This is a genomic window from Stenotrophomonas sp. MYb238, from assembly GCF_009496535.1.
Lineage (GTDB): Bacteria > Pseudomonadota > Gammaproteobacteria > Xanthomonadales > Xanthomonadaceae > Stenotrophomonas.
The window spans coordinates 96897-111956 of sequence record NZ_WIDL01000002.1; the positions used below are offsets into that span (position 1 = coordinate 96897).

Sequence of the window (15060 nt, forward strand, 5' to 3'; positions counted from 1 at the left end):
AGTGGCGGACGACAATGACAGCAAGGGTTTCGACGCCAGCCTGAAACGCTCCTGGGAAGCGTGGCTGCAGGCCATGGGCCAGGGCGGAGCGGCAGCCGCCGGCGACCTGCCGCCATGGCGGGAAGGCATCGAACAATGGGCGCGGCTGGTCGGCGCCGACGCCGCCCCGCAGGTGCAGGAACTCGGCGCGCGTTTCCAGCAGCAGGCCGGCGACTGGCTGGGCACGATGCAGCAGGTCGCGGCCCGTTTCGCCGGCCGCGACACCAGTGCCGGCGAGGTCGCCGGCGCCTGGCGCGAGGCCGTGCAGGGGCAGGGCGATGCGATGCTGCGCTGGATGCTCGACGCGGCCAAGGGCGGCAACGCCTTGGGCGACCAGCCCTGGATCCGCAGCTTCGCTCAGGCGCTGCAGTCCGGCTTCGGCGAGGCCGACTGGCTGAATGCGCCGGCCTTCGGCCCTGGCCGCGAACACCAGGTGCGCTGGCAGGCGCTGCTGCGCACGCAGCGCGAGTACCAGGCGCGCATGGACGCCTACGTCGAATCGATCCGCGGCGTGCTCGACGACGCGTTCCGGCGTTTCGAGGCGAAGCTGGCCGGGCACGACGCGCCCGGCAGCCAGCTCACCAGCGCCCGCGCGATGTTCGACCTGTGGATCGACGCGGCCGAGGAGGCCTATGCCGCGGTCGCCATGTCCGAGGATTTCCAGCGCATCTATGCCGACCTGGCCAACACCCAGATGCGCCTGCGGGCCGCGACCCGGCAGGAGCTGGAACGCGCCTGCGAGTTGATGGGCGTGCCGACGCGTACCGAGATGGATGCCGCGCACCGTCGCATCGCCGAACTGGAGCGCTGGGTGCGGCGCATGGCGGCCGGCAGGGCCGAACCTGCTCCCGCGCCCGGAACGCGCGCGGCCGGCAAGGCGGAAAAGAAGCAGCCCGCTTCGGCGCCGAAAGCGAAGACGGCGGCCAAGCCCGGCAAGACCGCTGCAAAGAAGGCCGCGTCCCGCCCTGCGGCGCCGCGGCGCGGAGGCAAGGCGTGAAGGGGCCGCTGGGGTTCGGCATGGACGATCTGCTGCAGGAAACCCTGCAGCTGCAGCGCAAGCTGGCCGATGGGCTGAAGCTGCTGCCGGACGTGGAGGATGTGGGTTACGGCGTCACCGAGCGCGAGGAAGTCTGGAGCGACGGCAAGGTCAAGTTGTACCGCTTCGTCGGCGCGCAGCCGCCGTCCGGACAGCCGCCGCTGCTGATCGTCTATGCGCTGGTCAACCGGCCCTACATGGTTGACCTGCAGGATGGCCGCTCGCTGGTGCAGAAACTACTGGCCGCCGGCCAGGACGTGTACGTGCTGGACTGGGGCTATCCCGACCGCTCCGAGCGTTTCCTGACGCTGGAGGACTACCTGCTGCGCTATGTCGACGGCGCTGTCGATCACCTGCATGCGCTGTACGGCGGCCCGCCCAACGTGCTCGGCATCTGCCAGGGCGGCGTGTTCTCGCTGTGCTACGCAGCGCTGCGCCCGCACAAGGTGCGCAACCTGGTCACCATGGTCACGCCGGTGGATTTCCATACGCCGGACAACATGCTCTCGCACTGGGCGCGGCACGTGGACGTGGATCTGTTCGTCGACACGCTGGGCAATGTCCCGGCCGACCTGATGAATGCCAGCTACCTGATGCTCAAACCGTTCCGGCTCAACGTGCAGAAGTACGTGGGGCTGGTGGACATCCTCGACGACAGGCAGGCGCTGGAGGATTTCCTGCGCATGGAGAAATGGATCTTCGATTCGCCGGACCTGGCCGGCGAGGCGTTCCGCGAGTTCGTCAAGCAGTTCTACCAGGCCAATGGCCTCATGCACGGCAGCATCCGCATCGGTTCGGAGACGGTGGACCTGGCACGGCTGCGGATGCCGGTGCTCAACATCTACGCCGAACAGGACCACCTGGTGCCGCCGATGGCCTCGAAAGCGTTGCGCGGGCGGACCGGCACTACCGACTACACGGAACTGGGTTTCCGCGGCGGCCATATCGGCATCTATGTATCGGCGCGGGCGCAGCGCGAAGTGCCCAGCGCCATCCATGACTGGCTGAGCGAACGCGCATGAAGCGCCGCCTCTTCCTTGCGGCCGCCTTCGTCCTGGCGCTCGCGTCCGCCACTGCCGTCGCCGCGCCCGGCGCCAGTGTCCAGCGCGAGATCGGCGGCCTGATGCAGGCGCTGGAGGCGTCCGGCTGCCGTTTCCAGCGCAACGGCAGCTGGTACGGCGCCGGCGAAGCGCGCCGCCACCTGCAGCGCAAGTACGAGTACCTGGTTAAGCGCGACCTGGCCGATACCGCCGACCTGTTCATCGAGCGTGCCGCCAGCCGCAGCAGCATCAGCGGCAAGCCTTACCGCGTTTCGTGCCCCGGACAGGCCGAGCAGGACGCCGCGCCCTGGTTCCAGCAGCAGTTGGCCAGGCTGCGCGGCCGCGAATGATTCCGCTGCAAGGCCAGGGCAGGACAGGGCATGCATGAACGCGCTGCGGCGTGGACCTTTCGCCTGGCCTGCGTGCTGGGTGCGCTCTGGACATCGCCTAATACCCTGATCGGCCTGGTGGCCGGACTGGCGGGGATGCCGGCCGGCGCCCGTGCGCGCTGGAGCCGCCGCGACTGCGCGCTGGTGTTCCATCGCTGGCCTTGGGGACCGGGCGGCGCGATCACGCTCGGCATGGTGATCCTGCATACCGGCGACACGCTGGATGCGCGCTGCACGACCTACGAACACCGCGCCGGCCGCTGCCGGCATCCGCAGGTCCGGCTTGGCGACCATGAACGCGCACACGTGTTCCAGTACATGGCGCTGGGGCCGCTGTTTCTGCCGGTCTACCTTCTGTGCGGCGGCGTCAGCGTGCGCAATCCCTTCGAGCGTGCCGCCGACCGCTATGCGCTGCTGGGCCGCGGCTGGTGGCCGGGCGTTTCCTGAGCCTGCGTCTTCGCCGGTCCGCACGGTGGCGTATCCGCCGATGCGCGGCGCGGTTGCGCCGAACCGCAATGCGATCGTCATGAATCGCCAACTTCCCTTGAACATGGCGGTAACGCAGGCGCGGCTAAAGTGGGTTCGTTACAGACGCAACAGGAGTACCGGTCACCATGGCAATCGTTCTTTATATCGGTGGCAGCAAGGATGGTAAAAAGGGCGTGGTGCCCTATGGCTTCAGCAAGACCCGCATGGATACCGACCAAGGGCCGGAGATCTATGTCGAACGGATGATGGACGTGACCGGCAAGGGCCGCATGCGGGTGATGGTGCTGGAAACCCTGCGCGACGACATCGCCTTCCAGCGCCTGAGCCGGCATCTGGGCTAGTGGCCCGGGCGCCCGGCGGCGCGAGGCAGGCTGGCGCCGGGCTGTCAACGGCTTTCCCCTCCCGGGACGCGCTGCCAGAATGCAGGCTTCCCGAGTAGCGGCAGCCCCTGGATTCCATGCAAGACAGCAAGCTCGCGCAGCAGATCGCGCAGACCATCGCCGAGGAGATCGGCGCTCAGCCCGCACAGGCCAAGGCCGCCATCGCGCTGCTGGACGAAGGCGCCAGCGTTCCGTTCATTGCGCGCTACCGCAAGGAAGTGACCGGCGGCCTGGACGACACCCAGCTGCGCAACCTGGAAACGCGCCTGATCTACCTGCGCGAACTGGAAGACCGCCGCGCGGCGGTACTGGCCAGCATCGCCGAGCAGGGCAAGCTCAACGACGAACTGCGCAACGAGATCCTGGGCGCCGATACCAAGAGCCGCCTGGAAGACCTGTACCTGCCGTACAAGCCCAAGCGCCGCACCCGCGCGCAGATCGCCCGCGAGGCGGGGCTGGACCCGCTGGCCGACGGCCTGCTGGCCGATCCCACGCGCGATCCGCAGGCCTTCGCCGCCGGTTTCGTCGATGCCGACAAGGGCGTGGCCGACGCCAAGGCCGCGCTGGAAGGCGCACGCGCCATCCTGATGGAGCGTTGGGGCGAGGACGCGGCGCTGGTCGGCGAGCTGCGCCAGTGGCTGGGCGAGGTCGGCGTGATCCGCGCCCGCGTCGCCGAGGGTAAGGAAACCGAAGGCGCCAAGTACCGCGATTACTTCGAGCACGCCGAGCCGCTGGCGAAGATTCCCTCGCACCGCCTGCTGGCGCTGTTCCGTGCGCGCCGCGAGGAGATCCTGTTCCTGGAACTGGACCCGGGCAACGATGCCGACGCCGGCCACCGGTACGCCGAAGGCCGCGTCGCGCGCAGCGCCGGTATTGCTGAGCAGGGGCGGGCGGCGGACCGCTGGCTGCTCGACGCCTGCCGCCTGACCTGGCGCGCCAAGCTGCACATGCACCTGCTGCTGGACCTGTTCAACCAGGCCCGCGAGAAGGCCGAGGCCGAGGCCATCGCCGTGTTCGGCGACAACCTCAAGGACCTGCTGCTGGCCGCGCCGGCCGGCCCCAAGACCGTGCTCGGCCTGGACCCTGGCATCCGTACCGGCTGCAAGATCGCCGTGGTCGACTCCACCGGCAAGCTGCTGGCCACCGAGACGATCTACCCGCACGAGCCCAGGCGCCAATGGGAGCAGTCGCTGCAGACGCTCAGGCACCTGTGCGCCAAGCACGACGTCGAACTGATCGCCATCGGCAACGGCACCGCCAGCCGCGAGACCGACAAGCTGGCCGGCGAGGTCATCAAGGCCTGCGACAACCCGAAGCTGCAGAAGGTCGTGGTCAGCGAAGCCGGCGCCTCGGTGTACTCGGCCTCCGAGTTCGCGGCCAGGGAGTTTCCCGGCCTGGACGTCTCGCTGCGTGGCGCGGTGTCGATCGCGCGGCGCCTGCAGGATCCGCTGGCCGAACTGGTCAAGATCGAGCCCAAGGCGATTGGTGTGGGCCAGTACCAGCACGACGTGGACCAGTTCCGCCTGGCCAAGGCGCTGGACGCGCGCGTGGAGGACTGCGTCAACGCGGTCGGCGTGTTCGTGAACACCGCCTCGGCCGCGCTGCTGTCGCGCGTGTCGGGCCTGTCGTCGACCGTGGCCGAGAACATCGTGCGCCACCGCGACGAGAACGGGCCGTTCAGGCGCCGCAAGGACCTGCTCAAGGTGCCGCGCCTGGGCGACAAGACGTTCGAGCAGTGCGCCGGCTTCCTGCGCATCGCCGATGGCGACGAGCCGCTGGACGCCTCGGCCGTGCATCCGGAAGCCTATCCGGTGGTCGAGCGCATCGTCGCCGCGGCGCAGCGGCCGATCAAGACGCTGCTCGGCGACGGCAGCTACCTGCGCGGCCTGAAGGCCGAGCAGTTCACCGACGAGACCTTCGGCGTGCCGACCGTGCGCGACATCCTCAAGGAACTGGAGAAGCCCGGCCGCGACCCGCGCCCTGAGTTCATGGCGGCGCGCTTCGCCGAGGGCGTGGAGGACATCAAGGACCTGCGCGAGGGCATGGTGCTGGAAGGGGTGGTCAGCAACGTCGCTGCCTTCGGCGCGTTCGTCGACATCGGCGTGCACCAGGACGGGCTGATCCACATCTCCGCGCTGTCGGACACCTTCGTCAAGGATCCGCGCGACGTGGTCAAGGCTGGCGACATCGTCAAGGTGAAGGTGCTGGAGGTCGACGTCGCCCGCAAGCGCATCGCGCTGACCCGGCGCCTGGACGACAGCCCGGCGCCGGCCAAGCGCCCCGACAGGAACGCGGGGCAGGGCAACGCTCCACGGCGCGACGGCGGCCGCAACGAGCCGCCGCGCGGCGCGCGTCCCGGCAGCGCCGCGCCGCCGGCGAACAATGCCCTGGCCGAGGCCTTCGCGAGGGCGCGCCGCAGCTGATGCGGTGCTGATGGCTGGAATGCTTCAGGGAAGGCCCCGTACGCGGGGCCTTTCTTTTGCCGGGGACCCCGCCGTGCCGATGGCGAGGCAACAAAAAAGCCAGGCTGCGAGGCCTGGCTTTCTGCGGTGCTGGTGCCGAAGGTGGGACTCGAACCCACACGCTTTTAAGGGCGGCGGATTTTGAGTCCGCTGCGTCTACCGATTCCGCCACTTCGGCTGGCAGGGGCGAAAGTATAGCGGACGCTCCTGCGGATGGGCAGGTCCATGCCGGTGTTTTTCGCAAAGTCCGCAAGGGGCGCGATGGCTATACTCCGGTAATCCGGGACAAGGGAAGTGCGATGGAGCCGCTGCATTCCATGCGGGTGATGATCGTGGAGAACGACGATCTGAACGCGACGCTGCTGCAACTGCAGCTCGAACGCGAGGGCCTGCAGGTCGTGGGTGTCGCCGGGACGGTGCAGCATGCCCTGGGCATGATCGACGAACTGCAGCCGCAACTGGCCTTCCTGGACTTCTGGCTGGCCGGCGACGAGGACAGCACCTCGGTCGCCGAAGCACTCGCGGCGCGCGGGATTCCCTTCCTCGTGGCCACGGGCATGGAAACCTCGCAGCTGCCTGCCGTGTTCGATGCGGGCGTCAAGCTGTCCAAGCCCTATGTCGGCAGCGATCTGCGCAGGGCGTTGTCCATGGCGCTGCGGCCGGCGGAGTGAGGTGGGTTGCGGCGGGCGTATCTTTATTCCTGCGCGTAATTACTGCATGCAACAAAAAAGCCCCGCCATGGCGGAGCTTCCTTGAATTGGCGTCCCCACGGGGATTCGAACCCCGGTCGCCACCGTGAAAGGGTGATGTCCTAGGCCTCTAGACGATGGGGACGCGTAACTTCATCGGTTTTTTCGACAATCCAGACGGCCTAATGTCCGGATTTGGTGGAGCCAAGCGGGATCGAACCGCTGACCTCCTGCATGCCATGCAGGCGCTCTCCCAGCTGAGCTATGGCCCCGTATCCAAATTTTCGAGCGCGGAATGATACCGGACTCTTCGTTGGAGTGGAAGCTTTTTCTTCTTCCCGTTGCCCTTGGGTGGGCAGCTTCTCCAACAAAAAAGACCCTGATGAAACGGGGTCTTTGTTTTACGATGAATGGCGTCCCCACGGGGATTCGAACCCCGGTCGCCACCGTGAAAGGGTGATGTCCTAGGCCTCTAGACGATGGGGACGCGTAACTTCATCAAGTTTTTTCGGCTATCCGAACGGCCTAATGTCCGGATTTGGTGGAGCCAAGCGGGATCGAACCGCTGACCTCCTGCATGCCATGCAGGCGCTCTCCCAGCTGAGCTATGGCCCCGTTGTTGCCGAGAAAGAAATGATAGCGGGGCTTTTCAGGCCTAGCAAGCCATTTGTGAAAAAAAATCTTCACGTATGCCAGGGGCTGTCGGCCGACATGGGAGAGAGGGTGGTACCGACCCATGGCTCCGTATTTCCGCCGATGTTCCGGTGTTCTGCTTCCTCCCATGCTGGATACGACACAGGCAGGCGGGAGTGCGGGATGGCGACGAGTGGATTTCTTTTGCTGCTGGCGGTGGTGGGCACGCAGGCGATCACGCCAGCGCAGGTGTTCAAGTGCGTGGATGGCGGCCAGGTGGCCTATCAGTCGATGCCGTGCGACGGTCTGTCGGCAAAGACATGGGTGGTCCCCCATCAGGCGCCACCGGTTCCATCCCGTGCGGAGACAGGGACACGGCCGGCTGTAAGGACGGGGCCGCGACCGCGACGTTCGGATGTCTCCGGCGTCCTTCGACGCGCAAGGCCAACCGTCGATGCGTGCACTAGGGCGCGACAGGGGCGGGATGCGGCCTATCGCAAGGCGGGCCTGAAACGTGGGTTCGCCTTGTCCAGCCTCTGGGACAACCGGGTTCATGATGCGTGCCGGTAGTCCGGTGGGCCAGCCTGCCATGGCTGCTGACGAGGTAGCCGTGGCGGGGCGGACATAACGGCGTATGGAAGCCCATCGCCTGTACGACTTTCGTGACAGATGCTTGTGCTTGCTGTGCCGTAACCGTTCGCCGGCGTTCTACGGCGCGTCCTGTACCTGCAAATCTCGTCGGAAGGAGGGCAGGCGGCCGGTTTTTCATTCGCCGAAATCGCTGCGGCGCCGGGATCTGCCGGGCCGTTGATCCACTCATCTACCGAAGGAGGCAATACAGGGTACGAACCTGTGAACCCTGCCATTTCAAGGTAGTGCTCCACCGCCAGCGAACCGTGCGATGCGTGCCGCGTCCGCAGGTTGTGGTGCGGCGACGCCATGGCGCTCACGTGACCTGCACCGATCTTTCCCTTGCTGGTCACGGGCCGGGAGCTATAGCTGTCTCCCGGCCGCAACCGCAGGGAACAGAAATGAAGCGGATGTTCTTTCTGGCGTTTTCATCGATGTTCTACATGTCCCTGGGAGCGCTGGCGGTCGTCGTGGCGCAGTCGATCTGATTCCATGCCAAAGGACGCGCCTCCAATGTCGCCGTCATCCACCTTGGGGGCATCATGCTGAAGAGGAAGTTTGGGCGGATAGCGTCCGCTACGGCGATGGCCGCTGGATCGTTCGGGGCATTCGCGATCGCCGCGGGAGTCGTCGTCGCCTGGGCGGTGACCGGGCCAATGTTCGATTTCAACGATACCTGGCTGCTGGTGATCAACACCGGTACGACCATCGTCACCTTCCTCATGGTGTTCCTGATCCAGCATACGCAGAACGCCGATACCGCCGCGGTGCACATCAAGCTCGACGAACTGATCCGGGCGACCAAGGCCGCCAACAACGAGCTCCTCAACCTGGAGGAGCTGGATCAGGAACAACTGGAGGAGATACGGAGCCGGTACGCGGAGCTGGCCCAGACCGCCGCGCACCTGAAGGCGAAGAAGAGCCGCTGCATGCCTGACATCGAGTCCTCAGTGTTCTGCCGCTCGACTGAGCCATTTCGGCTACTCGACATTGGAACTCGATAGCAGATGCCATTGCGCTGGTAGCGGGCCTGTTCGCAGGGGACTGCCTTCCGGAAATGTGCGTGAATCGTTTCCACTGGCGAAGTGCTCGCGAAGCCTCTGAGTCCAGTCTTGCGAAGCTTGGCCGTTCCGCCTGGATATGAGCTCGCCGCTTGCGTTGGGTGTTGGAGGAGGCGAGGTGGGTCCCGACGGCGTCAGAGAAGCGTGGCGCCGGTATTTCTCCAGTGTTCCGGCATGTGGCTATTGTTCCGGCCTGCAGCGTGGTTGCTGTCGAAAGGCGCGTTTGCTGGCAGAAGGCGCATGCCTGCCACGGTCAAGCGTGGTCCGGAAAACACGCCGATGGAGGAAGCCCGCTTGCCGCATGTGGCGCATACCGGGATTACCGCCCCCATGCTCTTGGGCGCATGAGCGGAGTCTCCCGGCTCCTTGAATTCACCTGCATCCGGCAACGGCGAACATGTCCGACGACCCTCGTCATCAAGGGCGATGCAGAGCGCCCGTTGCGTGTCTGAAAGGGACGGGCATTGGAGCATCTCCGGGAGATAAGGGCTTTGAAGCATCAAGCAGCATCGGCTGGCGGAAACGCGAACAAGTCCCGGGCACCTGCCGCCGGCCTATGCCCGTGCGGGGGCACGCCATTTTTGAAAAACGCACACGGGCGAAAGGCGCACACGGGCGAAAAGCGCAATGGCCTCCGGGAATTTTCAGAACCTTGACGCGACACATTGCACTCTCGGCGTCGGATGAAACGAGGTGCTCCTTGAATGAAACGAAACAGGTTTGCCGCGCGCCATTGGTTGCTCCTGCTTGGCGTCGTGCTGGTACTCGTGCTCCTGCTCGCCATTCCCCCATGGTGAGTGGCATGCGCGCGTGGTGCCGGTGGCGGCCGCTCGTCGCCAACGACACCGGGACCCACCTTGGACGCTGTCCGCCATGAGCGGAGGGCTGCGCCACGTCCGCGACGGGCAGCCGGGTATCGCCCGGCTGCGTTCGGGCAAGGGGTTCCGCTACGTGGACCGCGAAGGCGCGCCGGTACGCGACGCGGCCACCCTGCAGCGGATCCGCGGTCTTGCGATTCCTCCGGCCTATACCGATGTCTGGATATGCACGGCCGCCGACGGGCATCTGCAGGCGACCGGGCGCGACGCCCGCGGACGCAAGCAGTACCGCTACCATCCGGACTGGGTGCGGCAGCGCGGCCAGGACAAGTTCGCCCGCATCCTGGCGTTCGGCAAGGCGTTGCCGACGCTGCGGCGACAGGTGCGCAGGCATCTGGCGCTGCCGGGGCTGCCGCGCGAGAAGGTGCTGGCGCTGATCGTCTCGGTCATGGGCAGGACCTATGCCCGCGTCGGCAACATGGCGTACGCACGCAGCAACCATTCCTATGGGCTGACCACCCTGCACGCGCGGCACGTGAGCCTGGCCGGTCCGGACGCGGCGCAGATCCGCTACACCGGCAAGTCCGGGCGGCTGCAGGTGCTGCGGATCGACGACGTACGCCTGGTCGGACTGATCCGCCGCTGCCACGACCTGCCGGGAAAGATGCTGTTCCAGTACCTGGACGACGATGGCCAGGTGCGGCCGGTCGACTCGGGCGACGTCAACGACTACCTGCGGCAGGCCACCGGCGACGATTTCAGCGCCAAGGATTTCCGCACTTGGGGCGCGACCTTGACCGCCCTCATGGAACTGGCGCAGCTGCCGGTCCCGGAGGACGCGGGCGAACCGCAGCGCGTTGCGCTGCAGAACCAGGTGATCGCGTCGGTCGCCGACCTGCTGGGCAACACGCCGGCGGTCTGCCGCACGTCCTATATCGACCCGTGCGTTTTCGATGCCTGGCGCGCCGGGCGCCTGGAGCCGCTGCGTGCGCTCCGCGGCGTCCGGCAGCTGGAGGCCGCGGCGCTGAAACTGCTGCGCGCCTGCCACAGGTGACCGACGGCGTGGCGTTCGACGTCTCGACGGAACGGAGGAATGCGCGCCGCCATGCACGCCGCTTCCACGTCCTTTCACGGCCTGGCATCGGGGACACCCCGGAGAATCGGGGCTCGATCACGGTGGAGGACCGGGCCATGGCGACCTGCGACGTCTGCGGAAACAGCTATGCGAACAGCTTCACCGTCACCCAGGGCGCGCTGACGCGCACGTTCGATTCCTTCGAATGCGCGATCCATGCGATGGCGCCGCGCTGTGCGCACTGCCGCTGCGCGGTCATCGGCCACGGCGTGGAAGCCGGGGGCACGGTGTACTGCTGCGAGCACTGCGCCCGCCACAGTCACAAGGGCGAATAGGGCCGGCGCACGCCACCTCCACGAATCCAACCGGGAGCATGATCCATGGCAGCCAGAAAGAAACCCCCCGCCAGCGTTTCCGCACCCGCGGCCAGCAAGGCGGCGAAGAAGGCCTCCGGCCAGGCGGCCGAACGTACCGCCGAGCGCCAGCGCGGCCTGCAGGAAAAGGCGAAGAAGCAGGGCGCAAAGAAGCCGGAACCGGGCAAGGACGGCGTGCAGGCCGGCAGCCGCCGCCAGCCGGCGAAGATGCCGGCGCAGAGCCTGGAAAAGCCCGGCAACGAGCATGAGCTGCAACTGGCTCCCCGCTACATGGCGCCCGACTACAAGGGCAGCGGCAAGCTGCAGGGACTGCGCGCCCTGATCACCGGCGGCGACTCGGGCATCGGCCGCGCCGTGGCCATCCTTTTCGCGCGCGAAGGCGCCGACGTGGCGATCCTCTACCTGGACGAGCACGAGGACGCGCAGGTCACCCGCAAGGCGGTGGAGGAGGAGGGCGGGCGCTGCATCGCCATCAGCGGCGACGTGCGCGATCCGGCGTTCTGCACCCAGGCGGCCAGCCAGGTGCGCCAGGCGCTGGGCGGCATCGACATCCTGGTCAACAACGCCGCCTTCCAGCTGCACTGCGACCGCCTGGAGGACCTGGCCGACGCGCACCTGCAGGAGACCCTGCAGACGAACATCGCCGGCTACATCCAGATGGCGCGCGCGGTGCTGCCGTACATGGGCCAGGGCGCCAGCATCATCAACACCGGTTCGGAAACGGCGCTGTTCGGCAGTCCGTCGCTGGTCGACTACTCCGCCACCAAGGGCGCGATCCATGCCTTCACCAAGGCGCTGGCCGCGCAGCTGCTGGGCCGCGGCATCCGCGTCAACTGCGTCGCGCCGGGGCCGGTGTGGACGCCGTTGAATCCGGCGGACAAGGACGCGCCGGAGGTGGCGAAGTTCGGCCGGGACAGCGATATGGGCCGGCCGGCGCAGCCGGAGGAACTGTCGCCGGCCTACGTGTTCCTGGCCTCGCCGGTGACCGCCAGCTACGTGAGCGGCGCGATCCTGCCGGTGATGGGCGGTCCGCGCGGCTGAGCGCGCCGCATCCGCCATGGCCCCGGCATCCGGCCCGATCGGCGCGACCGCGCTGATCATCCTGGACATGATCAACCTCTTCGATTTCGAAGGCGGCGACCGGCTCGGCGCGCAGGCGGTGGCGATCTGCCCGCCGATCGCCCGCCTGCGCCGGCGCTTCGATGCCGCCGGCGCGCCGGTGATCCACGTCAACGACAACTTCGCCCGCTGGCAGGGCCAGTTCGGCGACCTGGTGATGGCCTGCGCCGCGGCCGGCGGGCACGCGGCCGCCGTCGTGCAGCGGCTGTCGCCGCGCCCGCACGACTACCACGTGCTCAAGCCCAAGCATTCGGCCTTCCTCGCCACGCCACTGGCGATCCTGCTGGCCAAGCTCGGGGTGCGGCGGCTGGTGCTCACCGGCGTAGCGGCCGACTCCTGCGTGCTGGCCACCGCGCAGGACGCCAACATGCGCGAGTACGCGCTGTGGGTGCCCGGCGACTGCGTGGCGTCGATCACGCCCGCGCGCAAGCGCGACGCGCTGGGGATTCTCACGCGCTCGCTGCGCGCGCCGGTGCTGGCCACACGCTCGGTGCCCGGGCTTTTCCCCGTCGAGGCGTGAACGCCCCGGGGCGGTTCTTCACGCCTGCTTTCGCCGCCATTGGCCAGCGTTGCACGGACTCCACAACGGTGTGCAAGCCATGGCGCGTCCGATCTGGACTGGAACCCTTTCCTTCGGCCTGTTGAACGTCCCTGTGTCGCTGATGAGCGGCGAGCGGCGGGTGGACATCAGCTTCCGCATGCTCGATTCGCGCGACCGCAAGCCGATCCGCTTCGAGCGGGTCAATGCCGAGACCGGCGAGGAAGTGCCGTGGAAGGACATCGTCAAGGCGTTCGAGTATGACAAGGGCAGCTACGTGGTGGTGGACAAGGAGGACATCGCCTCGGCGGCGCCGCAGACGCACGACTCCATCGACGTGGAGGCGTTCGTCGACCGCGGCGAGATCAGCCTGCGCTTCTACGAGAAACCCTACGTGATCGTCCCCGGCAAGAAGGCCGAGAAGGGCTACGTGCTGCTGCGCGAGACCCTGCGCGACACGGGCCGGGCGGGCATTGCGCGGGTGGTCATCCGTACCCGCGAATACCTGTGCGCGGTGGTGCCCGAGGGCGATGCGCTGATCCTGCTGATGCTGCGCTATCCGCAGGAACTGGTGGACCCGGCCGACTACGCGCTGCCCGGAGGCAAGCCCGCGGACTACCGCATTTCCAAGCGCGAATCGGAGATGGCCGCCAGCCTGATCGACTCGATGTCGGTGGACTGGCGCGCCGACGACTACCAGGACGAGTTCCGCGGGCGGCTCGAGGCCATCATCCGCAAGCGGCTGAAGGCCAAGGGCGCGACCACGCGCATCATCGACGAGCAGGACGCGCCAGAGGATGCGGCCACCAATGTCGTCGACTTCATGTCGCTGCTGCAGAAGAGCCTGGACGAGAACAAGCGCACGCCTGCGAGCAAGCGGGCGCCGGCCAGAAAGGCGCCCGCCCGCAAGGCGCCGGCGAAGAAGGCGCGCAAGGCCGCCACGCGCCGGACGGCGTCCTCCTGACGATGCCCGGCAGCCGCCGCATCGTCCCGCTGGGCAGCATGGGAAGCCGCATGCAGGGCACCACCTGCCTCTACGTGCTGCCCTGCGCCCACGAGGACCACGTCAAGCTGGGCATCGCCGGCGACCCGATGATACGCATGCTGGCGTTCTCGCCGCGCTATTTCGAATTCTTCGACCTGGATGCCGGCTGGCTGCTGGAGGCGGGCACGGAGAAGGAGGCGCGCGGCTGGGAAACGGGGCTGAAGCGGCGCTTGCGCGCGCACGCCGCGCCGGCGCCGCTGCTGGTCCCGGAGCGCGCTGGCGGCCGCACCGAATGGCTGCGCGGGGCCGCTTCGGCGCTGGCCGCGTGGCGCGACGAACAGGTTGCGCAGGGATTCGTGCTGCACGCGCCGCTGCGCGGCTGGGTGCGCCAGCGCCTGATCCAGGCGCATGAGCGTTGGCGCCACGGCGTGCAGGCGCTGGTCGATCGTATGGGCCCGGCCGAGTACTGGCCGGCCGCGGCCGACAGCGCGCCGCTGCGCCTGCTGCGCGATGCGATGGACGCGCAGGTGGCGCTGGATGCGATGCCGCCGGACGACGAGGTTCCCGGCCTGCGCGCGTGGCACCGGCGCAACAGCCTGGTGCCGCCTCCGGCCCCGCGCTGGAGCGATGCGCAGGCACGCCTGCCGGAATGAGGAACGCGCATGAGCCTGTACGAATACCGCAGGAAACGGCAGTTCGAACGCACCCCGGAACCGTCCGCCGATGGCGTCCGCCGGCGCGGCGCCCAGCCGATCTTCGTGGTGCAGCTGCACCATGCCAGCCATAGGCACTACGACTTCCGCCTGCAGGTGGGCGATACGCTGCGCAGCTGGGCGGTTCCCAAGGGCCCCAGCCTGGATCCGGCAGTGAAGCGGTTGGCCGCCGAGGTGGAGGACCATCCGCTGGACTACGCGCGATTCGAAGGCGAGATCCCCGAAGGCCAGTACGGCGCCGGCCACGTCGCCATCTTCGACCACGGCGTCTGGAGCAGCGAGGGCGACCCGGAAGAACAACTGGCCAAGGGCCACCTGCGTTTCGAATTGTTCGGCGGCAAGCTGAAAGGCGGCTGGCACCTGGTGCGCTCCGGTGGCCGCGGGCGACGGCCGCAATGGCTGCTGTTCAAGGCGCGCGACCGGTATGCGGCGAAGCAGGAGGCGGACGACCTGCTGGGCGAACCCGCGCCGGCGCCGGAGGGCGCCACCGCCAAGCGGCAACGCCCGGCCGCGGCGGCGGCGCGGATCCGGCGCCTGCTTGCCGCCGCGGCAAAGCTGCCCGGCGCCCGCCGCACCTTGCCGCGGCCGAG

The 15060-nt window shown here is 67.8% G+C and carries 16 protein-coding genes and 5 tRNA genes; 16 read left to right on the plus strand and 5 right to left on the minus strand.

The genetic code is table 11. The features are described 5' to 3' along the window. Position 1: 1 nt before the first annotated feature. From phaE to CQ393_RS01890, 6 genes are all read left to right on the plus strand, one after another. A complete protein-coding gene (gene phaE, locus CQ393_RS01865) occupies positions 2-1036 on the plus strand; it encodes a class III poly(R)-hydroxyalkanoic acid synthase subunit PhaE (RefSeq protein WP_343199452.1) in 1035 nt (344 codons plus the stop codon). Beyond that, a complete protein-coding gene (gene phaC, locus CQ393_RS01870; RefSeq protein ID WP_343199453.1) occupies positions 1033-2097 on the plus strand; it encodes a class III poly(R)-hydroxyalkanoic acid synthase subunit PhaC in 1065 nt (354 codons plus the stop codon). Before phaE ends, phaC begins: the two co-directional genes overlap by 4 nt. Next, positions 2094-2465: a DUF5329 domain-containing protein gene (locus CQ393_RS01875; RefSeq protein ID WP_153189938.1), complete on the plus strand. Its 372-nt coding sequence runs from the start codon at positions 2094-2096 to the stop codon at positions 2463-2465. Before phaC ends, CQ393_RS01875 begins: the two co-directional genes overlap by 4 nt. A 30-nt stretch (positions 2466-2495) precedes the next feature. Further along, positions 2496-2951: a hypothetical protein gene (locus CQ393_RS01880; protein ID WP_153189939.1), complete on the plus strand. Its 456-nt coding sequence runs from the start codon at positions 2496-2498 to the stop codon at positions 2949-2951. A 167-nt stretch (positions 2952-3118) separates the two neighbouring features. Then, entirely contained in the window at positions 3119-3334 is a 216-nt protein-coding gene (locus CQ393_RS01885; protein ID WP_153189940.1) for a hypothetical protein, read from the plus strand. A 116-nt stretch (positions 3335-3450) separates the two neighbouring features. Continuing rightward, positions 3451-5796 carry a Tex family protein gene (locus CQ393_RS01890; RefSeq protein ID WP_153189941.1) on the plus strand — a complete coding sequence of 782 codons (2346 nt, stop codon included), beginning with the start codon at positions 3451-3453 and terminating at the stop codon, positions 5794-5796. A gap of 130 nt (positions 5797-5926) precedes the next feature. On the opposite strand, the gene CQ393_RS01895 is transcribed toward CQ393_RS01890, so the two are convergent. Beyond that, positions 5927-6013 (minus strand) — tRNA-Leu (locus tag CQ393_RS01895). Positions 6014-6134: 121 nt separating this feature from the next. Between CQ393_RS01895 and CQ393_RS01900 the strand changes: the two genes are divergently transcribed. Further along, the gene (locus tag CQ393_RS01900; RefSeq protein WP_153189942.1) at positions 6135-6506 is read left to right on the plus strand and encodes a response regulator; all 372 of its coding nucleotides are present in this window, start codon (positions 6135-6137) and stop codon (positions 6504-6506) included. An 87-nt stretch (positions 6507-6593) separates the two neighbouring features. Here CQ393_RS01900 and CQ393_RS01905 read toward each other — a convergent pair. From CQ393_RS01905 to CQ393_RS01920, 4 genes are all read right to left on the minus strand, one after another. Next, a tRNA-Glu gene (locus tag CQ393_RS01905) sits at positions 6594-6669 on the minus strand. A 51-nt stretch (positions 6670-6720) separates the two neighbouring features. Further along, a tRNA-Ala gene (locus CQ393_RS01910) sits at positions 6721-6796 on the minus strand. 139 nt (positions 6797-6935) lie between these two features. Continuing rightward, a tRNA-Glu gene (locus CQ393_RS01915) sits at positions 6936-7011 on the minus strand. A gap of 52 nt (positions 7012-7063) precedes the next feature. Continuing rightward, positions 7064-7139, minus strand: a tRNA-Ala gene (locus CQ393_RS01920). A 968-nt stretch (positions 7140-8107) separates the two neighbouring features. Here CQ393_RS01920 and CQ393_RS01925 point away from each other — a divergent pair. From CQ393_RS01925 to CQ393_RS01965, 9 genes are all read left to right on the plus strand, one after another. Continuing rightward, complete coding sequence (locus tag CQ393_RS01925) at positions 8108-8275, plus strand: hypothetical protein (RefSeq protein ID WP_153189943.1); 168 nt, start codon at positions 8108-8110, stop codon at positions 8273-8275. Positions 8276-8329: 54 nt separating this feature from the next. Further along, complete coding sequence (locus CQ393_RS01930; RefSeq protein ID WP_153189944.1) at positions 8330-8791, plus strand: low affinity iron permease family protein; 462 nt, start codon at positions 8330-8332, stop codon at positions 8789-8791. A 930-nt stretch (positions 8792-9721) separates the two neighbouring features. After that, positions 9722-10720: a DNA topoisomerase IB gene (locus CQ393_RS01935; protein WP_153189945.1), complete on the plus strand. Its 999-nt coding sequence runs from the start codon at positions 9722-9724 to the stop codon at positions 10718-10720. Positions 10721-10728: 8 nt separating this feature from the next. Beyond that, positions 10729-11076 carry a hypothetical protein gene (locus CQ393_RS18150; protein WP_228114222.1) on the plus strand — a complete coding sequence of 116 codons (348 nt, stop codon included), beginning with the start codon at positions 10729-10731 and terminating at the stop codon, positions 11074-11076. Between the two features lie 45 nt (positions 11077-11121). Beyond that, a complete protein-coding gene (locus CQ393_RS01945) occupies positions 11122-12156 on the plus strand; it encodes an SDR family oxidoreductase (RefSeq protein ID WP_153189946.1) in 1035 nt (344 codons plus the stop codon). A gap of 16 nt (positions 12157-12172) precedes the next feature. Beyond that, positions 12173-12754, plus strand: coding sequence for an isochorismatase family cysteine hydrolase (locus tag CQ393_RS01950; RefSeq protein ID WP_153189947.1), 582 nt, complete (start codon positions 12173-12175; stop codon positions 12752-12754). A gap of 79 nt (positions 12755-12833) precedes the next feature. Then, positions 12834-13736, plus strand: coding sequence for a Ku protein (locus CQ393_RS01955; RefSeq protein WP_153189948.1), 903 nt, complete (start codon positions 12834-12836; stop codon positions 13734-13736). Between the two features lie 2 nt (positions 13737-13738). Continuing rightward, positions 13739-14410 (plus strand): GIY-YIG nuclease family protein, encoded by a 672-nt coding sequence (locus CQ393_RS01960; RefSeq protein WP_153189949.1) that lies wholly within the window; start codon positions 13739-13741, stop codon positions 14408-14410. 9 nt (positions 14411-14419) lie between these two features. Beyond that, positions 14420-15060, plus strand: a 641-nt coding sequence (locus CQ393_RS01965) for a DNA polymerase ligase N-terminal domain-containing protein (RefSeq protein ID WP_306767930.1), incomplete at its 3' end; no start/stop codon positions are given.